Source organism: Cyclobacterium sp. 10D3-21 (assembly GCF_055809755.1).
The window spans coordinates 330,189-351,185 of record NZ_CM147924.1 but is presented as its reverse complement, the minus strand read 5'-3'; the positions used below and the strand labels follow the sequence as shown (position 1 = coordinate 351,185).

The 20,997-nt window shown below is 38.7% G+C and carries 19 protein-coding genes; 17 read left to right on the top strand and 2 right to left on the bottom strand.

Going from position 1 to position 20,997, the window contains the following annotated elements; translation table 11 throughout:
• The first annotated feature begins 148 nt into the window (after positions 1–148).
• The 14 genes from AC0L7T_RS01570 to AC0L7T_RS01505 all read left to right on the top strand — a co-directional run bounded on the left by AC0L7T_RS01570 (position 149) and on the right by AC0L7T_RS01505 (position 16,480).
• Entirely contained in the window at positions 149–1,042 is an 894-nt protein-coding gene (locus AC0L7T_RS01570; RefSeq protein ID WP_473340634.1) for a tetratricopeptide repeat protein, read from the top strand.
• A 238-nt stretch (positions 1,043–1,280) separates the two neighbouring features.
• The gene (locus tag AC0L7T_RS01565) at positions 1,281–1,670 is read left to right on the top strand and encodes a tautomerase family protein (RefSeq protein WP_473340632.1); all 390 of its coding nucleotides are present in this window, start codon (positions 1,281–1,283) and stop codon (positions 1,668–1,670) included.
• Positions 1,671–2,186: 516 nt separating this feature from the next.
• A complete protein-coding gene (locus AC0L7T_RS01560) occupies positions 2,187–3,224 on the top strand; it encodes a methyltransferase (RefSeq protein ID WP_473340630.1) in 1,038 nt (345 codons plus the stop codon).
• A 391-nt stretch (positions 3,225–3,615) separates the two neighbouring features.
• Complete coding sequence (locus tag AC0L7T_RS01555; protein ID WP_473340628.1) at positions 3,616–4,017, top strand: ACT domain-containing protein; 402 nt, start codon at positions 3,616–3,618, stop codon at positions 4,015–4,017.
• 494 nt (positions 4,018–4,511) lie between these two features.
• A complete protein-coding gene (locus AC0L7T_RS01550; RefSeq protein ID WP_473340626.1) occupies positions 4,512–5,063 on the top strand; it encodes a thioredoxin family protein in 552 nt (183 codons plus the stop codon).
• A gap of 21 nt (positions 5,064–5,084) precedes the next feature.
• Positions 5,085–5,879, top strand: a complete 795-nt coding sequence (locus AC0L7T_RS01545) for an SDR family NAD(P)-dependent oxidoreductase (RefSeq protein WP_473340625.1) — start codon at positions 5,085–5,087, stop codon at positions 5,877–5,879.
• A 120-nt stretch (positions 5,880–5,999) separates the two neighbouring features.
• Entirely contained in the window at positions 6,000–7,013 is a 1,014-nt protein-coding gene (locus AC0L7T_RS01540; protein WP_473340623.1) for a zinc-binding alcohol dehydrogenase family protein, read from the top strand.
• Between the two features lie 713 nt (positions 7,014–7,726).
• The gene (locus AC0L7T_RS01535; RefSeq protein ID WP_473340621.1) at positions 7,727–8,227 is read left to right on the top strand and encodes a hypothetical protein; all 501 of its coding nucleotides are present in this window, start codon (positions 7,727–7,729) and stop codon (positions 8,225–8,227) included.
• A gap of 33 nt (positions 8,228–8,260) precedes the next feature.
• Positions 8,261–8,932 carry a YiaD family glycine zipper/OmpA-like lipoprotein gene (locus AC0L7T_RS01530; RefSeq protein WP_473340619.1) on the top strand — a complete coding sequence of 224 codons (672 nt, stop codon included), beginning with the start codon at positions 8,261–8,263 and terminating at the stop codon, positions 8,930–8,932.
• 531 nt (positions 8,933–9,463) lie between these two features.
• On the top strand, positions 9,464–11,572 hold the full coding sequence (locus tag AC0L7T_RS01525; RefSeq protein ID WP_473340617.1) for a bifunctional aldolase/short-chain dehydrogenase: 2,109 nt from the start codon (positions 9,464–9,466) through the stop codon (positions 11,570–11,572).
• Positions 11,573–11,581: 9 nt separating this feature from the next.
• Positions 11,582–12,865, top strand: a complete 1,284-nt coding sequence (locus AC0L7T_RS01520; protein ID WP_473340615.1) for a sugar isomerase — start codon at positions 11,582–11,584, stop codon at positions 12,863–12,865.
• Between the two features lie 36 nt (positions 12,866–12,901).
• Positions 12,902–14,233, top strand: a complete 1,332-nt coding sequence (locus AC0L7T_RS01515) for an FGGY-family carbohydrate kinase (RefSeq protein ID WP_473340613.1) — start codon at positions 12,902–12,904, stop codon at positions 14,231–14,233.
• A 58-nt stretch (positions 14,234–14,291) separates the two neighbouring features.
• Positions 14,292–15,173, top strand: a complete 882-nt coding sequence (locus AC0L7T_RS01510) for an alpha/beta hydrolase (protein WP_473340611.1) — start codon at positions 14,292–14,294, stop codon at positions 15,171–15,173.
• Positions 15,173–16,480, top strand: coding sequence for a glycoside hydrolase family 140 protein (locus tag AC0L7T_RS01505; protein ID WP_473340609.1), 1,308 nt, complete (start codon positions 15,173–15,175; stop codon positions 16,478–16,480). The genes AC0L7T_RS01510 and AC0L7T_RS01505 overlap by 1 nt, the downstream gene beginning before the upstream one ends.
• Positions 16,481–16,567: 87 nt before the next feature.
• On the opposite strand, the gene AC0L7T_RS01500 is transcribed toward AC0L7T_RS01505, so the two are convergent.
• The gene (locus AC0L7T_RS01500) at positions 16,568–16,990 is read right to left on the bottom strand and encodes a secondary thiamine-phosphate synthase enzyme YjbQ (protein ID WP_473340607.1); all 423 of its coding nucleotides are present in this window, start codon (positions 16,988–16,990) and stop codon (positions 16,568–16,570) included.
• Between the two features lie 103 nt (positions 16,991–17,093).
• Between AC0L7T_RS01500 and AC0L7T_RS01495 the strand changes: the two genes are divergently transcribed.
• Genes AC0L7T_RS01495 through AC0L7T_RS01485 form a run of 3 tightly spaced genes read left to right on the top strand, consistent with a single transcriptional unit; the run spans position 17,094 to position 19,708 of the window.
• Positions 17,094–17,561 (top strand): GlcG/HbpS family heme-binding protein, encoded by a 468-nt coding sequence (locus AC0L7T_RS01495; RefSeq protein WP_473340605.1) that lies wholly within the window; start codon positions 17,094–17,096, stop codon positions 17,559–17,561.
• Between the two features lie 47 nt (positions 17,562–17,608).
• Complete coding sequence (locus AC0L7T_RS01490) at positions 17,609–18,763, top strand: methionine aminotransferase (RefSeq protein WP_473340603.1); 1,155 nt, start codon at positions 17,609–17,611, stop codon at positions 18,761–18,763.
• A 15-nt stretch (positions 18,764–18,778) separates the two neighbouring features.
• Entirely contained in the window at positions 18,779–19,708 is a 930-nt protein-coding gene (locus AC0L7T_RS01485) for a sugar phosphate isomerase/epimerase family protein (RefSeq protein WP_473340601.1), read from the top strand.
• 165 nt (positions 19,709–19,873) lie between these two features.
• On the opposite strand, the gene AC0L7T_RS01480 is transcribed toward AC0L7T_RS01485, so the two are convergent.
• Complete coding sequence (locus tag AC0L7T_RS01480) at positions 19,874–20,953, bottom strand: endonuclease/exonuclease/phosphatase family protein (protein WP_473340599.1); 1,080 nt, start codon at positions 20,951–20,953, stop codon at positions 19,874–19,876.
• Between the last annotated feature and the right edge of the window lie 44 nt (positions 20,954–20,997).

Genomic DNA, 20,997 nt, shown 5'->3' with positions numbered 1-20,997 from the left:
TTCAAAAGTGGCACAGTTTGACCGAAAAGGGTGGCACAAATCAAACCGTTATATCCACATATTTTATGTTTAATTAGTAGGAGAAAATAATACAACATTAATTCCACAAGCCATATCGAGTCGTTTGAAACCATTAAAAGACAAATTTGTGAAAGAAATAATAAGCATTATAGCATTTTCCATTCTGAGTAATCTCTGCTTTAGCCAGGACTATAAAGAACAATTTGACCAATTATTCCAAGAAGGTGACACTACTAAACAAATCAAACTTTTGACAAAATGGGAATCAGAAGACCCTGAAAACCCAGAATTATTTACAAGTTTTTTCAATTATTACTTTCTAAAATCAAAACAGGAAATTGTTTCAATGTCCACCAGTCAACCTGATGGTGAAAGCCTTCAACTACAAGACAGTACGGGACGGGTCGCAGGATTTTTAGGAAGTGAGATAGTTTACAATCCTGAAATTTTAAAGAAAGCATCTAATAAAATTGACGAAGGAATTAAAATTTATCCAAATAGACTTGATATGCGATTTGGTAAAATCTACGCCCTAGGACAAGCAGAAGATTGGGACACCTTCACAAAGGAGATCGTTAAGACTATTCAGTATTCAAAGAAAAACAACAATGAATGGACTTGGACATTCAATGAAAAAAAAGAAAATGGAAAAGAATTTTTTCTCAGTTCAATTCAAAATTACCAACTTAATCTCTACGAAACTGAAAATGATGACTTACTAAAAAATATGAGGACAATTGCTGAGGAAATTTTAAAAATATACCCTGATCATATTGAAAGTTTATCAAATATCTCCATTACTTACTTGCTTACAGGTGAATATGATAAAGGAATTGTAGCCCTTTTAAAGGCAGAAAAAATTGACCCGACTGATGGAATTGTATTGAGCAATATTGCTCATGGGTATAAGCTAAAAGGCGACACTGACAACTCAATAAAATATTATGAGAAAATGTTAAAATTGGATGATCCAAAAGCAGTTGAATTTGCCAAACAACAAATTGAAGCCTTGAAAAAATAAAAACAGGCTATCAATAACTGTGCATTTATACGACTACAACAGCTTGGTCTGAAATACCTTCAGATTTCTCCCTTAGCAAAATCATTGGACATCAATAAGGCGTCATGTGGCCTTTTTGCATTCCGTAGAAAGGCAAACATATTACAATAATAGCCTCAGTTGTTCAGGCATTTGCGAAAATCCCTAATACCTTTAGCACAACAATGAAAGCACTTCCGAAAACTAACACATCTAGAAAATGTCACAAATAAAGATTTACGGATTAAGGAGCAATTTGAAAGACATAAAACCGAAACTATCGGACGTCATTCACCATTGTATAGTTGAAGCCTTAGTTTACCCTAAAGACAAAAGAGCCCATCGATTCATTAATTTAGAAAAAGAAGACTTCTATTATCCAGAAGGGCGAACGGATGCCTATATCATCATTGAAATCATGATGATTACTGGCAGAACTGCTGAAACAAAAAAGAAGCTTATCAAGATGCTGTTTAAAGAAATTAGTAGTCAACTTAATATATCTACCACCGATATTGAAATTTCAATTATTGAAAGCCCTGCATCAAATTGGGGATTTAGAGGTATGACTGGAGATGAGGTTTCTTTGAATTACAAAATTGAAGTATAAAAAGGCATTTGCATTTAGTACTATTGCCTCAATAAAACTACTTAGCTAAAAGCTGAAACGGCGTGGTTTAAATGTAGTGATGAACCCTTCGACAGGCTCAGGGTACAAATTTAATGCATCATTGAATGGATGCTGGGAATCAGTTGCGCTATGTGGGATGATTTACCTTTTTTTAATATGTGGGAATAGAAAAATGTTGGAAACACCATTACAATAAACCCTCACATCAAACCTGACAGGCCTCCACTTTCAATTTCCCACAAGCTGAAATAGGTTAATCCCAACCATAACTGCCCGAGTTAGGGATAGTTAGGGACAAAAGAAAAACAAAACAGCCTTTCTCCCTGATTATTAATTCGTTATATTAGATATTAGAAAACTATACAAGCATACCACTACCCTACATTATCATAAGAACAACCTTTAATAGTTACTACCAATATCTACTTATAACAATAGAAAACCTGTTGTAAGTAAAAATTAAATTATTTAATTATTTACTTAACCAAACCCATCATGGACATAACCAATGAAAATCAAATCGACCCTTCTAAAATAATGCAAATTGGAATGGGTTTTTGGGCATCAAAAACTTTGCTTACAGCTGTAAACATGGGGCTGTTTACACATCTCTCCTTTGGTGCCTTATCAGGTGAAGAAATTCGAAATAAATTAGGGCTTAATCCCAGGTCATTATTCGATTTTCTTGATACTTTAGTCGCACTAGGATTTCTGAATCGTTCTGGAATTAAAGATAGTGGATCCTACAGTAATTCCGAAGACTCCAATTTATTTTTAGACAAAAATAAACCAAGCTATATAGGGGGTATACTAGAGATGTCAAACAATAGACTGTATCCTTTTTGGAATGATTTAGAGGAGGGGTTAAAAACAGGTAAACCCCAAAACGAAACAAAAAATGGTGGTGAACCCGTATTTGAAGCGATTTATGCCAATCAAGATAGGCTTCGAGAATTTATACATGGCATGGGAGGTGTTCAAGCGGGAAATTTTATAAAACTTGCCCATGATTTTGATTTTTCTAAATACAATACACTTTGTGATGTGGGTGGCTCAGGTGCTAATTTATCCATACAGATTGCAAGCAATAACAGTCATATGAAGTGCATTACTTTTGATCTCCCACCGGTAGGACCAATTGCACAAGAAAATGTGGACGGTGCAGGATTAAGTGACAGAATAAAGGTAATATCAGGAGATTTTTTTACAGATGAATTACCCCATGCAGATGTCATCACAATGGGGAACATTCTTCACGACTGGGGTTCTATAGATAAATTAATGCTGATAAAAAAAGCCTATAATTCCTTACCTGAGGGAGGAGCCTTTATTGTTATTGAGAATATTATTGACGATGAAAGAAGTAAGAATGCTTTCGGTTTAATGATGTCATTAAACATGGCAATCGAGACAGATCAAGGTTTTGATTTTACAGCGTCAGATTTTAACCAATGGGCAAAAGAAGTAGGGTTTAGCGAAACGGAAGTGATGCCCTTGGCTGGTCCATCAAGTGCTATAGTGGCAATAAAGTAAAAACTATTGTCATTTATGAGACGGCCCCGCCAGATTTCTCTGACGGGGAGCGCCTTACGTAAAGTCCACCGGGAGTCAGACATTTACCCTACATTTCAATCCTCCACTGAAATGAACTTAAGTAATCATTCTTTTTACCAATTCCTTCCCTGCATTTCTTTGGACTTGCTTTACAGCCAATCTGATCAGGTTTATAAATCCGAAATAGGCAATAGCACCCCTATTCTATGTTAAAAACACATAATAAGAACCCTATTGCATCATGTGGCATAAACTGATTGAATTGTTTTCCAATGGTGTTCATGAATTTCTTAAAAAACGAACATTGCTGTGCTGGAGCACAGTTTTTAATGAAAGTTCGTACATTTAATTAAAATAAGGAAAGAATTAAATGGGAGGAGAAACAAATTTATCTCAATTAATAAAAGGCATGACGCCAAAGCTGAACCAAGGAGAATATGTCTTTTCAACTGTCAAAGACCTTAGTAAGGTCGACCGAAAACATACCATCTGCGAATTCAAAGAAAAGGAAGGTACCACCATCGTTATTGAAAAAGCCAAAGCAGACGAGCTAAATTTGAGCTATGAGTACATTGCTTCCTGGATTACACTTATGATTCACTCCTCTCTTGATGCAGTAGGTTTGACAGCCATATTTTCTACGGAATTAGCAAAAAATGACATAAGCTGTAATGTAATTGCAGGATATTATCACGATCATATTTTTGTTGACAAAAAAGACGCCGAGAAAGCAATTAAGGTTTTGGTAGCATTAGCAGAAAACCATCAATAAAACCTACTGCCAGCCCTAAAGGCTCCCCAGACTCCTCTGGGAACGTAGACTGGGTATCTCAAAGCTACCTTCCAATTCTTCTCCAAGTTGATTCTCCGAGTTCAATATTTAACCTTAATCCTCAGGATTGTAGGTTGTAATTTTGCAGAAAAAACCCTGTAATCCGTATCCAAGAAGAATGGCCTCCCTTTTTATTTATCTTAACAGCCAAAAAATGAATTCGCATTGTCATAAAAATTAACTTTAAGACAACCTTTTCACATGCCAGGTCTCAGTACAGATAATCATTTTTTTAAATTCTCAATGGGCCTGATTGAAGACTTCGTTGAAATGCCATTATGGCAATTCGGAAACAGCCAAGAAGCAACTGATTTTAAATCGATTCCATTGCATAATAGTAGGACTCATTCCCGTCTCGGATTAAACTATCCTTTTTGACCGTTATTGCAATGGTAAAATACTATACTTACATTTGTAACTATAAAAAATATAGTATGTCTTTAACCTATTCAAATTTGATGGAATTGGGGTCAAAAGCACCTGATTTCACTTTACCCGATACCGTATCTGGCAAAACAGTATCCCTGTCCGAAGTAAAATCGGATACCGCAACAGTGGTTGTTTTTATTTGTAATCACTGTCCATTTGTGCATCACATAAATTCAAAATTGGTAGAAATCGCAAATATTTACCAAGCTAAAGGCGTTCAATTTATTGCTATAAGCAGCAATGATATTGATTACAGTCCTGAAGATGGACCTAAATACATGACCAAAATAGCAAAAATGATAGGGTATACTTTTCCGTATTTGTATGATGCCACGCAAGAAGTAGCCAAAGCCTACAATGCTGAATGTACACCAGATTTTTTTGTGTTCAATGGTAATTTAGAATGTGCCTATCGAGGTCGTTTTGATGAAACCAGACCAGGAGTGGGCCGACCAACGGGAAAAGACTTATCCAGTGCATTGGATGCTCTATTGGCCGGTGAAAAAGTGACTATAGACCAACACCCAAGTATGGGATGTAGTATTAAATGGAAATAAAAAAGCTTAAAATAATATAAAATGGACTTAAAAATTAAAGGTAAAGTTGCATTAATCAGTGGTTCTACTGCAGGTATAGGATTCGCAACCGCAGAACGTTTTTTAAACGAAGGTGCTACGGTTATTATTAATGGAAGAACAGAAGAAAGAGTAAAGGAAGCTGTCACTCAATTAAAAGCAAATACTAAAAACGAAAACGTTTCTGGTATTGCAGCTGATTTCTCTAAGGTTGAAGACATTAATAGACTGTTAAAAGAGGTTCCCGAAGTAGATATTTTAGTGAATAACACTGGGATTTTTGAGCCAAAGGCATTTGTGAATATTCCAGATGAAGATTGGTTTCGGTTTTTTGAAGTCAATGTAATGAGTGGTATTCGCTTGGCACGACATTATTTCCCTAAAATGCTGAAGAAAAACTGGGGACGCATCCTCTTTATTTCCAGTGAATCTGCTGTATTTATTCCCGATGAAATGATTCATTATGGAATGACTAAAACCGCCCAATTGGCCGTGAGTAGAGGCTTGGCAGAACTAACTAAAGGGACAAATGTTACGGTGAACGCTATTTTGCCTGGTCCCACAAAATCTGAAGGTGTTACCGGGTTTATTAAAGATCTGGCCAAAGCAGATAATCTCACAGAAGAAGAGGTAGAGGCCAATTTCTTTAAAGACATGCGTCCAAGCTCTTTAATAGTGCGATTTGCTTCTGTAGAGGAGATAGCAAACACCATTGTGTATTACTCGAGTAATTTGGCCTCTGCTACGAACGGGGCAGCCATTCGGGTAGAAGGTGGATTAATTCGTTCTATTTTATAAGGCAAACCTAGCGCAGGCCTTTTCATGCTTAGGCATAGACCAATAAAATTGATTTCAATAAAGCAAAAGTAGACTAACCAAAAGCTGGTTATACAATCACAACTAAAAACAAATAATAATATGAAAGCTATAGGATTTAAACAATCATTACCGATAAATGAACAAAACAGTTTTATTTCATTTGAAACTGAAAAACCAAGTCCTAAAGGATTTGATTTGCTGGTAAAAGTGCAGGCAAATTCTGTAAACCCAGTAGATTTTAAAATAAGACAGAATGCTGCCAAGGATGAAGTTTTGGAAACCCCAAAAATTATTGGTTGGGATGCAGTAGGAATTGTCGAGGCAGTTGGAGAAAAAGCTACACGATTTAAAGTAGGCGACGCAGTATATTATGCTGGCGATATCACTAGAAGTGGGAGCAACACAGCATTTCAATTGGTAGACGAACGCATTGTAGGCCATAAACCAAAAAACCTAACCATTGCTGAAGCTGCTGCAATGCCATTGACAAGCTTAACTGCTTACGAAGCCATTTTTGATAGAATAAAATTTAACCCTGAAAAAGACAAGGGCAAAACCATATTAATTTTAGCAGGTGCTGGTGGTGTTGGTTCAATTGCCATTCAATTGGCCAAAAAACTTTCGGATCTAACAGTTATAGCGACCGCCTCAAGACCAGATTCAATTCAATGGTGCAAAGATTTAGGTGCAGACTTTGTGGTAAATCACCATCACTTAAAAGAAGAATTGGATAAAATAGGTCACTCTCAGGTCAATTACATTTTAGACTTCGTTGACTTGGAAGGCTATTGGGAAACAGCTGCAGAAATCATAAAACCTCAAGGACACATTGTTTCTATTACTGAAAGCAGTAAGCCTTTATATTTAAACATCATGAAAGCTAAGAGTATCACTTTTTCCTGGGAATTAATGTACACCCGCTCCATGTTCAACACGGAAGACATGGATAGGCAACACGAAATTTTAAATCATGTTGCAGAATTATTAGACAATGGAACGATAAAATCAACCTTAGCTACAACGCTAGAAGGATTTACCGTAGAGAATTTAAAGAAGGCCCATGAATTACAAGAATCAAGTAAATCTATAGGCAAAACTGTTATTCTATTCTAGTGGAATTAAGTGTTTAAATAAGGAGCGCATATTCCGTAGCACGGACAACCGAACGAACAAATAACCTACATCAGGGCTGGTAAGGTTAAAATCAAGACGATTATAGATGGTAAGGAGGAGTTTGTTATTGTTTCAGCGGGCGAAGTCATTGTGTTTCCGGAAATCGTACCACACGAGTTTTGGACTTTGGAAAAAACCATCGATTTAGATGTACATGTACCAGTTCGAAGATTGGTTGTCTGTAGAACTCCTGGATTATTTAAAAATGAGTAAATCAAAATGAAAAATTAAATAATCACGTTAAGTACCTATCAAAATGTCACTAGGAACCTTTTTAAGGGCTGAGTAGGAAAAGGGTGTGGCGGTCCCATTGTATTGGGACTACCACACCCTTTCTCCTCTCAAACTACCTCTAAGTTTTAGAAAAAGGTTTTTTATAAATTAAGACGTACTCAGTTTAGTCGCGAAAAATGGCTTTTCACCTGTATTTTTTAAAGTATTATTGGGTGAAATAGTTATCCAATTATTAGCCTTAGTTTCCGCAATAAAACAAGCATTTTAAAAGCCGGGGTCGAAGACATTGTTAAATACCCTTAGTTTGCAAACTGGCCTGTAATTTTGAAGGGATTACCTCATGAAATAGATTGTCTATTGCATAATTCGAGTTAAATTTGGAAAATTCTGGGTTTAGTAATGAATTAAAGATAGCTATTATGAAAAAACTTATCACACTTGGTCTAATTTTGATACTTGTAAGCTGCGGATCAACAAAGGACTTTAACGGTGTTGCAGGCAAAAAAGCATTAAAAGGTGAATGGCAGGTGGATCAATTGGAATTTTTTGGAGCAGAAGGTACTTATAAAGCATTCATGTTCGACATAGCAGACTCTTATTGTTTTAAAAATAGTATATGGATGTTCATCCCTAACAATTATACCGGGAAATTCACTACAACATCGAATTCCTCAAATTGCGAATCAACAACAGCGCGTATACGATGGTCCTTTTTTGATTCAGATACACAACGCTACATCCAGTTCAAATATACTGACGACAAAAATAAATCGCTAGATCCAATGAATAGCGGTTATCGAATGAAAGTTAAAAGTTTAAATCAAAACAATATGAAAATTGAATTGGACGTGGAGTATCAAGGGAAACCTTTTACTGTCGAAATGAGTATGTCAAAGATCTCAGACAATGTAGTACTTTAATCAAATAACAATTACAAAACTAAATCGCTAGACATGAAAGGAAAAATGAGATCGACCATAGCAATTGCTTTTGCTTTGCTTTTATTTAACTGTAATGCGGTAAAAAATGCAAATAGCACGCAAAAAGGCGCTGGTATTGGTGTAGCGGCAGGTGCAATTGCAGGTGGAATCATTCAGGGAAATCTAAAAGGAGCGCTCATTGGGGCAGCAATTGGTGGCGCCAGCGGAGGAATTATTGGGAACGTAATGGACAAACAAGCCAGGAAAATAGAAGAGGCGATCCCAGGAGCAGAAGTAGAGCGTGTAGGTGAAGGAATTCATGTGATTTTTGGTGAAAATAGTGGTGTAAACTTTGCAACAAACAAATCGGATTTAACGGCTACTTCCAAGCAAAACCTAGACGGTGTTGCCAAAATTTTAATGGAATTCCCTGATACAAATATTTCTATACAAGGCCATACAGACAATACCGGAAAGGAAGACTATAACCTACAGTTATCCCAAAAACGAGCAGATTCAGTAGCTCAATACTTAAGCGATAAAGGTGTATCCTATTCGAGATTTAATATTGAAGCATTTGGGCAAAGCACCCCAAGATATGACAACAGTACAGCTGAAGGGAGAGCACAAAATAGAAGAGTAGAAATGGCTATCAGTGCAAACCAAGAAATGATCCAAGATGCTCAGGCAAAAAGTCAAAATTAAGCACAAAATGATGCATTGAAATCAGTTGAAAAACTGCATTAGCCAAATTGGGCAATCCCTACGATCTTGTATAAGATCTTATGAACCAAGGAGGTCAAAATATTAGAGTAGCTACGGAACAAACAAAAGAATTACGGCAAAATGGTGAAAGACTTTTTCCCTAGCTCCATTTTTTTAAGCTGATTTCCGCTTGTTTTCTGATTTTAGTAGTATAGTATTCTGGCCTTTTTAATAAAATTAGAGACAATTCTTATGCCTGGCATAGCTACTTACCGTTACTTTTTCAACGCATTAGATTTCGAGTTAAATAATGATTAACAAAAAACAATAATATCTTATCATTGTCTGATTTTAACACCAAATTATTCTAATCAATGGTTTTATAAGTGGAAAAACATAGTTTTTTGGCTTATTCCCGATTCATTTCCAAAGGAATTGCACTCCAAACAGCATAGAACAGGACAGTTAATTTCATTGAATGAAGTATATTCGCTAAATATTACTAAGAATTTAAATTTATTAAATAACAATATGGCAATTACAAAAGACACTTTTAAGCACGTAGATTATCTATGGGATGATGAAAAAGCGAAAGCTTTAGGAGACGATCAAGTAGCACTATTGCTTTATCGCTCAAATATTTTGGGAGCAGATCTGAGAATCACCAATTACGGAGGTGGAAACACAAGCTGTAAGACTATAGAAAAAGACCCACTTACAAAAGAAGACACCGAAATAATGTGGATCAAGGGTTCTGGTGGAGACATCGGAACATTGAAAAGAAGCGGACTTGCGGGATTGTATATGGACAAGTTACTTGCACTTAAAAATGTGTACAGAGGTTTGGAATTTGAAGATGAAATGGTGGCCCTTTTCAACCATTGCATCTATGACCTGGACTCCAAAGCTCCTTCCATAGATACTCCTTTGCATGCTGTATTGCCTTTCAAACACATTGATCACCTCCACCCTGATTCCGCCATTGCCATTGCAGCAGCTAAGGATGGAGAAAAAATTACAAACGAATTATTCGGAGGCCAAATTGCTTGGGTTCCCTGGCAAAGACCAGGTTTCGACTTGGCACTACAACTAGACAAAGCGCTTAAGGCCAATCCTGGAATTCGAGGCATTATGCTCGGAGGACATGGTCTTTTCACTTGGGGAGATACTGCTTACGAATGCTATATCAATAGCCTTCAGGTAATCGACAAAGCTTCTCAATATTTAGAAGACAACTATGGCAAAAGCCGTCCGGTATTTGGTGGCCAGAAAGTTACTTCTTTGCCAGCTGAAGAAAGAAAAGAACAAGCTTCTATCATTGCTCCTCACTTAAGAGGTCTTGCCTCAGGTTTTAACCGCATGGTTGGACATTTCTCTGATGATGAAAGGGTATTAGAGTTTATCAATAGCAATGACCTTGAGAAACTTGCTCCTCTTGGAACAAGCTGTCCTGATCACTTCTTAAGAACCAAAATCAGACCTTTGGTATTGGAAATAGCTGCTGACACGGATCTTTCGGACATGACAGAGATAAAAGCCTATCTCGAAAAAGAATTTGAAGCTTACAGGCAATATTATACCAAGTATTACAATGACCACAAGCGTGACAACAGTCCTGGTATAAGGGATTCTAATCCAGTGGTTATTTTATGGCCTGGCGTAGGTATGTTCTCTTACGCCAAAAACAAACAAACGGCTAGAGTAGCTAGCGAATTTTACACCAATGCCATCAATGTGATGAAAGGTGCGGAAGCCGTTTCTTCTTATGTATCCTTGCCATTGCAAGAAGCATTTGACATTGAGTATTGGCTATTGGAAGAAGCAAAGCTTCAAAGAATGCCTAAGGAACAACCCCTTTCCAGAAAAGTGGCCTTTGTTACAGGTGGAGCCGGTGGAATTGGTAAAGCAATTGCCGATAAAATGGCGCAAGAAGGTGCATGTGTATTTATCACAGACATCAACAAAGACAACCTTGACAAAGCCCTTGCTACCTATGGCAAAGACACTGGCTCAGGAGCCTTAATGGATGTAACCAAAATGGAGGACATAGAAGTAGCCCTTAAAGCGGCTTGTCTTAAATTTGGTGGCGTTGACATCATTGTCAACTGTGCAGGTCTTGCCATCTCTAAACCAATCGCACAAACCACTGAGAAGGATTGGGACATTCTTCAAGCTGTATTGGTAAAAGGTCAATTTGCTGTTTCTAAAACTGCTGTTGCGATCTTGAGAGCTCAAAATAAGGGTGGAGACATCGTAAATATTGCGAGTAAAAACGCTTTGGTTTCCGGACCAAATAACGTGGGTTATGGTACTGCTAAAGCCGCTCAAGTACACATGAGTAGATTGCTTGCAGCTGAACTTGGACCTGACAAGATCCGTGTGAATGTTGTCAATCCTGATGCAGTGATTGAAGGCAGTAAAATATGGGAAGGCGAGTGGGCCAAAGGCAGAGCCAAAGCTTACGGAATTTCTGTAGAAGAGCTACCTGCTTTCTATGCCAAGCGTACGATCATGAATGAAATTATATCTGTAGATGATATTGCAAATGGCGTTTTTGCATTTGTAGGAGGTCATTTGAGCAAGAGTACCGGAAATATTTTAAACGTTGACGGTGGAGTTGCTGCTGCCTTTGTCAGATAATGCATTCCCATGAGAATTGATAAAAATCAAATCAATACTATCAATAACAACGCTCTCCCGGACCACCGGGAGAGTTTTGAGTATCTAAGCAATAAATTAACCACCAAAGGACTGGATCCTGATCAACTTATTCAAAAGATCCAGGAATTTCAAATCGCCATTCCTAGCTGGGCCCTTGGGACAGGAGGCACACGATTTGCCAGATTCCCCGGCGGTGGTGAACCCAGATCGCTTGAAGAAAAAATTGATGATGTAGGCCTTATTCATGCATTGAATGCTGGATCTGGTGCTATTTCTCTTCATATTCCCTGGGACATACCTGGCGATATTGAAGCGGTAAAGGCTCACGCAGCCTCCCACAATTTACTGTTCGATGCCGTCAATTCCAATACTTTCCAAGATCAACCCGATCAGGAGCATTCTTATAAGTTTGGCTCTTTGTGTCACACAGACAGCAAGGTAAGGCAACAAGCCATTGACCATAATCTGGAAGTGATTAAGTATGGAGATAAACTTGGATCCAAAGCTTTAACGGTTTGGTTGGCAGATGGCTCTTCCTTTCCTGGACAGATGAATTTCCGAAAAGCACTACAAAGAACCCTAAATTCTCTAAAAGACATCTATCAGGGAATGCCTTCGGATTGGAAAATGTTTGTGGAATACAAACCTTATGAACCTTACTTTTACCATACCGTCATTCAAGATTGGGGAACCTCTCATTTACTGGCTTCCCAACTTGGTGATAGGGCTTTTACTTTGGTAGATTTGGGTCACCACCTGCCCAATACGAATATTGAGCAAATAGTGGCTACCCTAATGATGCAAGGTAAACTGGGAGGATTTCACTTCAATGATTCCAAGTTTGGTGATGATGACCTGACCGTAGGTGCCATGAAACCTTACCAATTGTTTCTGATATTTAACGAACTGGTAGAAGGCATGGAAGACAAGGCTTCTAAAAACCCTTCACCTGCCTGGATGATAGATGCTAGTCACAACCTGAAAGACCCCATGGAAGACTTGCTACAATCAGTAGAAGCCATCCAATTGGCCTATGCGCAGGCCTTGACAGTAGATCGGGTTGCATTGGAAAATGCAAGGGAAGAAAATGATGCCGTATTGGCACAGGAAATCTTGCAAAATGCCTTCCGAACAGATTTGAGACCATTGATCGCAGAAGCCAGATTACAGGCAGACGCTGCCCTATCCCCAGTAGAAGTATACAGGGACCTGGCTGTCAGAAAGCAACTGGTCAAAGAAAGAGGAGCCAAAACACTTGCTACCGGTTTATAAGTTAAATCAATACATTCAATAAAATACAAGACGACAATGCCCATTCCGGTAACCGCCATTTTTGATATAGGAAAAACAAACAAGAAATTTTTCCTCTTTGATGAAAATCTAAATGAGATCAAAGAAGAATATGTACAGTTTCCGACCATTAAAGATGACGACGGGTTTGAGTGTGATGATTTAGAAAAAATCACCACATGGGCAAAGGAAACTGTGGAGAAATTATGCCAAGACCCTCAATATGAGATAAAGGCATTGAATTTCTCCACTTATGGGGCCACCTTCGTCTCTATTGGAGAAGATGGCAAGCCTGTTACCCCAATTTACAACTACCTCAAGGATTTCCCTGAGGATGTTCACAAAGAATTCTACGAGAAATACCCTGAAGAAAGCATCAATCAGATTACAGCCTCCCCTACACTAGGCATGCTTAATTCTGGTCTGCAGTTGTACTGGCTAAAAAGGAAAAAGCCGGAGGTATTCAAAAAAATCAAATACGCCTTACATCTCCCTCAATACATTTCCTATCTATTTACTGGTGAAGCCGTAACTGAACCTACCTCAATCGGCTGCCACACCAAAATGTGGGATTTCCCCAAGGGAGACTATCATAAATGGGTGTATGAAGAAGGAATTGCTGAGAAATTACCCCGTCAAGTACCTACTAACCATAGTTTTGAAAAAGAAATCTGTGGTCAGAAAGTGAAAATAGGCGTTGGTATTCATGACTCTTCCTCTGCGCTGGCCTCTTATTTGATCAAAATCAAAGAACCATTTCTACTGATTTCCACAGGTACCTGGAGCATATCTCTTAACCCTTTCCCTAAAAGAGAGTTGACCTTCAAAGAACTACAAAATGATTGCTTGAATTTTCTATCCATCCATGGCAAGACTGTTAAAGCCAGTCGTTTTTTCCTTGGTTATGAATTGGACAATCAGCTGAGTAAAATGAACAAGGCTTTCGGCAAAGAGCCAAAATATTACAAAGACATAGTGCCCAATGAAACGTTAGTCAATAAGCTTTTAAGCGGTGAGATCTCGGGAACGTTTTATCCTGAAGCAATTGCAAGAACACCATTGGTAGCCGAAATATTCCCTGAGAACAATTGGGACATTTCTTCCTTTTCCGATTTTGAACAAGCCTATCATCACTTGATATTTGGTCTGGTCAGGATGCAAGTGGCCTCATTGATGCTTGCTAAAGGTGCTACACCTACAAAAAAGGTGTATATTGATGGCGGTTTTGTCCATAATAAGGTGTTTATCCGTTTTCTAAATGCCCTACTGGAAGGATATGAACTCGAATTTTCTGATTTTCCATTAGGATCCGCCTATGGGGCAGCCCTGATGCTAAACGCTTTTAAATAAATTAAACCATACCCTCTCAATGAACCAGCTTTTTCTAATTTTTAGTTTCGTTTTCATAATGGGATCATTAAGTGCCCAAAATCAATCTATAATAATGGACATTTACCCGGGAGAAATACCTTTCCAAAAGGTCTCACAGGCAAAAGAAGTAGCAAAGGTTGATGGAATTATTCGCATCAGTAATGTTCAAACTCCTCAAATACAAGTCTTTTTACCCTCCAAAAGCTCGGCTAATGGTCAGGCAGTAATTATCTGTCCAGGTGGTGGATATGGTATTTTGGCCTATGATTGGGAAGGGACTGATATTGCCAAATGGCTAAACAGTCATGGCATTGCTGGTATCGTTTTGAAATACAGGTTGCCTTCTGATAAAACACAAACAAGTCCCCATCTGGTACCTATGTCCGACGGACAACAGGCCATCAGATTGGTTAGACTTCATGCAGAAGAGTGGAATATAGCTCCAGATAAAATTGGCATAATGGGCTTTTCGGCTGGAGGACACCTGGCATCCACTTTAGGAACTCACTTTGATTCCGGTAATCCTGGATCAGATGACCCCATTTTGCAGCAATCTTGCCGTCCCGATTTCATGATCCTGGGCTATCCCGTAATCTCATTTAATGAAGAATTCACGCATATCGGTTCCAGAAATAGCCTGATAGGCAAAAATCCTGAAGCCAAATGGGTCAAATTTTTCAGCAATGAAGAACAAATAAGAGCAGATTCACCCCCTACTTTTCTTTTTCATTCTCAAGATGACACAGGAGTACCTGTTAAACACAGTCTCATGTTTTATGAAGGTCTTGTCTCCAAGCAAATCCCTACAGAGATGCATTTGTACCCTGTAGGACAGCATGGTTATTCTCTCTCTCTCAACAAAGAAGGCACTCAAAAAGGATGGCCAAATAGCTGCATTAATTGGATGCAACATTTGTAATGAAAACGAATCTTCCTGCCCTTAAGATCAGCGAAAATGGACGCTACTTAACCAAGCAGAATGGAGACCCTTTCTTCTGGCTGGGAGATACAGCCTGGGAACTTATCCACAGGCTAACCTTGGCCGAAACCCAATTCTATTTTCAAAACCGGGTGGCAAAGGGTTTTACCATCATTCAAACTGTTATATTGGCTGAATTGGACGGCCTGACCGTGCCAAATGCCAATGGCGATCTTCCGTTAAAAGATTTAGATCCCAGTCAACCAAACGAAGCTTATTTCAGCCATGTAGATCAGGTAATAGACCTGGCCAAAGAAATGGGTTTGTACCTTGCCCTATTGCCTACCTGGGGAGATAAGTACAATAAAAAATGGGGTATTGGCCCTGAGGTTTTTACGCCTGAAAATGCAAGGGGTTTTGGTTCTGCTTTGGCCAGGCGTTATGCAAAGCACCAGCACATCGTCTGGGTTTTGGGTGGAGACAGAATTCCCCAAGACAAAGAAGACGAAGCCATTATTCATCAAATGGCGGAAGGAATTCGTGAATTTGACAAGGATAGCCTGATCACTTACCATCCCAACGGAGGTGTAATAGCCAGTGATGTTTTTGGTAAAGCCCCTTGGTTGCAAGTGGACATGTTCCAATCCAGACACCAGAAAAACTTCCGGGAATACACTGTTGTGAACAAGGCCAGAAACAGGCAACCTGTGAGACCCGTTATCAATGGGGAACCAGGTTATGAAAACATACCCAATTTATTGAACAAGTGGAATTTTCAAAGACTAGATGCATCAGATGTAAGATTATCTGCTTATTGGAGCATGCTGTCTGGTGCTGCGGGATATACCTATGGCTGCAATGAAGTCTGGCAAATGCATGCTGCCAATACTACCCCTTTATTTGGTGCCCATCTTTCCTGGAAAGATGCACTTGATCTCCCCGGGGCCAGGCAGATGAAAATCCTACGGCTGGTATTTGAGAGTCTACCTTGGCAACAAATGCTTAGCTCTCGAAAAATATTCGCTGGGATTAATTGGCCATTGAAGCCAAAAAAAATGGCCTTGACAACTACAGATCAAAGTTGTATACTCCTGTACCAGCCCAATGGCAATAAAATAAAATTGAGGTTAAAAAAGGCCGTATTAAATGATTCTGTTGCCTATTGGATCAATCCCCAAGATGGTGACGTTACCCCCATTAAAAGCAAGCTCTCCAACACATTTCAGTCTCCTAACAGACTACAGGATTGGCTGCTTTTAATTTTATCAAACAGTCAGAACGCACACTGGCACTATCCAAGATCTTGAAATTTAATCAGTTGGCAATTTTTTGGGGATAAAATTGTGGATAAGGTAAAAAAAAGCCGTTCACTACGTATTTTTTATTAAGAATGGTCATTCTCCCATGACAGTAAGCACCAGGCTTCGCTCTCCCCCATGGTTCCGAAATTCTCCAAGGTAAATTCCTTGCCATATACCAAGATTCAATTTTCCTCGGGTAACAGGAATCTGAACGGAAACGCCAAAAATACTTGATTTTAAGTGTGCAGGCATATCATCAGGCCCTTCCATGGTATGAATAAAGTGGGGATAATCCTCAGGTACAAGGTAATTGGTAAAAGTTTCAAAGTCCATTCTTACCGATGGATCCGCATTCTCATTAATCGTTAAGCCTGCCGAAGTATGCTTTATCCAAACCTGGAGCAATCCTTTGTCTATTTTTTTTAATTCTTGAAAGTTATCCACAATATGTCTGGTTATAAGGTGAAAACCCCTTCTATAGGCTGGCAATATGATTTCTTTTTGATAGGTTTTCATGATTTTAAAGGCTTTAAATCCATCGGCAAATATAAAAAATTTAGGATTTGCAGTTTATTAATTATATTTAAGATTAAACGTTTTAGAACTTAAATTTTCAAACATGCAGAAACTAACATTTTCAATTTTATTATTGTTATTCACCGTAGTCAGTTATTCTGCGAATGCACAAGAAACCACCAGAGTGCTAACTTTAAAAGATGCGCAAATTATTGCAGATGCTGCAGAAGCCAAAGCCAAAGCAAACGATTGGTCTGTCGTGATTTCAATTGTTGATGCAGGAGGTCACCTTGTAACCTTAAGAAGAATGGATAGTACCCAAACCGGTAGTATAGATGTGGCACTAGAGAAAAGTGAAACAGCCATGAGTTTCAAAAGATCAACCAAGGAATTTGAAGACATGGTAGCGGAGGGTAGATTAAATATCCAAAGCCTGCCAGGAGTATTGGCAATGGAAGGCGGCCTTCCAATAATTTCAGGAGACCAGGTCATCGGCGCTATTGGCGTGAGTGGAGCAGCCCCTCCAGAAGATGGAATTATTGCTGGAGCAGGTGTTGCTGCTTTTAAATAAATCTAATCTATCAATTAAAAATATTCTTTATTTCCCTTTTAATAATTATGGTAAAAGGAAAAAAACTACCTTCCAAATTGCCTTATGTTGGCACTACCATTTTTACGGTAATGTCCAAACTGGCTACAGATGAGGGTGCTTATAATTTATCTCAAGGATTTCCAAGTTTTGACTGTTCTCCCAAACTAAGCGAACTGGTATGCCACTACCTAAAAAATGGCTACAATCAGTATGCTCCCATGTCTGGTGTTCCTGCTTTTAGGGAAAGTATAGCGGAGAAAACAAGTAAGGTTTATGGAATATCCTTCGATCCTGAAACAGAAGTTACCGTCACTTCAGGAGCCACAGAAGCCATATTTTGTGCTGTCACTGCGGTAGTTTACCCAGGGGATGAGGTCATCGTATTGGAGCCAGCCTATGACAGTTATGTTCCTGCCATTGACCTTAATGGTGGCATTCCAGTATTTGTAACCTTGGACGCACCTGATTTTAAAATCGATTGGGAAAAAGTAAAGGACAAGGTATCTCCTAAAACAAAGGCAATTATTGTCAATTCGCCTCACAATCCTGTGGGAACAGTTTTTAGCAGGGAGGACCTCGACAGTCTAGCGGAAATTGTTCGTAACAAAGACATTTATATTATCAGTGATGAAGTTTACGAACACATTGTTTTTGATGGAGAAATTCATCATTCCATGATGAGCCATCCTGAATTAAAGGAGAAATCTTTTATTTGTAATTCGGTGGGTAAAACCTACCATGTCACAGGATGGAAAATTGGCTATTGCCTGGCTCCAGCCGCCCTTACCAAAGAATTCCAACGCATACACCAATACATCACTTTCTGTACGGTATCACCAATGCAGTATGCGCTGGCGGACTTCCTGAGGTTACCGGAACATTATGAACAGTTGTCTGATTTCTATCAGCGGAAAAGAGACCGATTCAATGAAGCCTTAAGTGGGTCCAGGTTTACCTTAAAACCTTCAAAAGGCAGCTTTTTTCAAATCGCTTCTTATGAAAGAATTACCGATGAATACGATTACAATTTGGCCATTAGACTGACCAAAGAGATCAAGGTAGCATCTGTTCCCGTTTCTGTTTTTTATAAGGAAAAAAGAGATGATAAATTGCTACGCTTTTGTTTTGCAAAGGATGATGACATCTTGGACAAAGCAGCAGAATTATTGTGTAAATTATAAACCATCTATAAACGAATGCTTGAATTAGGTTTTGTAAGTGCCATTTTGGCTGATAAAAGTTTTGAAGAAGTAATTGATTTTGCCGCCAAAGAACAATTTTCTTGTGTAGAAATTATGTGTTGGCCAAAAGGAAAAGCAGAACGACGTTATGCTGGGGTAACACATATTGATGTGGCCAACTTGGATGAAAAAACGATCCAGCATATCAAAGATTACCAAAAGGAAAAGAAGGTATATGTTTCCGGATTAGGTTATTACCCCAATCCTCTGGATCCTGATGAAAAGGTAGCAGAAAATGCATTGTCCCATATCATGGATGTAATCGATGGTGCTGAAAAGTTGGGGATTCCGGTAGTCAATACTTTTATTGGTAGAAACCCGTCTTTGAATGTGTCGGACAACTTAATGCTTTTTGAAGAACGGTTCCCACAAATCATTCGTCACGCCTCCTCTAAAGGCATTAAAATAGCAATTGAAAATTGCCCCATGCTCTTTACGGACGATGAATGGCCTGGGGGAAAGAATCTTGCCATTTCTCCGGCAATTTGGGACAAGATGTTTACCATTATTCCAGATGAAAACTTTGGCTTAAACTATGATCCTTCCCATCTGGTATGGATGCAGATGGATCCTGTCCAGCCCATTTACGATTACAAAGATCGACTTCACCACATTCACCTTAAAGATGTAAAGGTTTACCAGGACAAATTAACTAGAGTAGGCATACTTGCCAATCCATTGGAATACCATTCTCCCAAAATTCCTGGCTTGGGAGATGTTCCCTGGGGTCGGTTTTTTGCTGCGCTTACAGATGTGGGCTACAGAGGTCCTTGTTGCATAGAAGTAGAAGACAAGGCCTATGAAAAATCTGAAGCCGATGTCAATATGGCCATTTTAACCTCTCGGAATTATTTGAGGCAATACATCCCCTTTAGAGAAGCATAGCTCTCGTAGCCCACGCAGGTTAAACCTGCGAGGGCTACTATTTATAGCTAAACATTCTTTCCTTTTAAATGTTGACTGTGAAATTCTTGTAGCCTGGAGCGAAAGCCCTTGGCAAAAACAATGAGCACAACCCGATTTTACTATCCCCCTGTCCTAGAATCAAGCTTAGATCGTTAAAATATTTGGGTTGGCTTTTCCTATCGTTTCTTCTGTCCAGTTTTTTTCTTCTTTGTCAAGCGCCTCTTTTTGATCTTCCTGGTCATTTTCAGGCTTCAGCTTCAACTTAATAAAAATAGGAAAGTGGTCAGAGGATATGGAAGGTAGTCTTTTTATTTCTCTTAGTAGAAAATCCTCAGAGTGAAAGATATGGTCCAAAGGCCAGCGAAAGGGCAGGTATTTTGCATTGTAGGTATTAAAAAAACCCCTTCCTTTTCTGGGATCTAAAAGCCCACTAATTTTCTGAAATAACCGTGTCGTTCTAGACCAGGCCACATCATTGAGGTCTCCAAAAACCAATGTTGGAAGGTCTGCATCCTTTACATTTTTGCCAACAATTAGAAGTTCCGCATCTCGTGAAAGCGAAGTATCGCTTTCTGTAGGACTTGGTGGTTCGGGATGTATGCAGTGGATTTGTATGGGTTTTCCTGAGGGAAGAATTACCGACGTATGAATGGATGGGATATCGTCCTCTACTAAAAAAAGAACCTTGGTATCCTCCAATTCCAAATTGGAGTACAAGTGCATCCCGTAAAGATTGTCCAATGGTATTTTAACCTGGTATTTATACTCTTTCTCCAAAACTGACAATTCATTCTCCCACCTTTTATCTGATTCTAAGGTCAGCACAAGGTTGGGTTGATGCTTATTTACCAGATGGATTAATTTTTCAACATGTCGATTTGGCGTAAGCACATTGCTTACCAATATCCCAATCTCATTCTCAGGCGAGCTCTTCTTGTCTCGTTTGACTTCTTTTTTGGCCACAACGGTATAAGGGAAAATTTTTCTTGCCTGATAAAACCAGGAAAAAACCACCAATGCTAAAAAACCAAGATTAAAGGTATTAAATGCAGAAAAAGGCAATAGAAAAAGCACAATGGCTATGGTTGCCATTACTAATAATTGAATCCGTGGAAAATCAAAAACACGAACCCACCAATTACTAACCTTCAACTTTGACGCTATTACAGCCAAAATACTGATGATACTTAATATTATTTTAAAAATATTTAATACCAGATCCATCGCGACATGAGGTTTAATTTGAAACTTAACAAGTATTTTAGTTT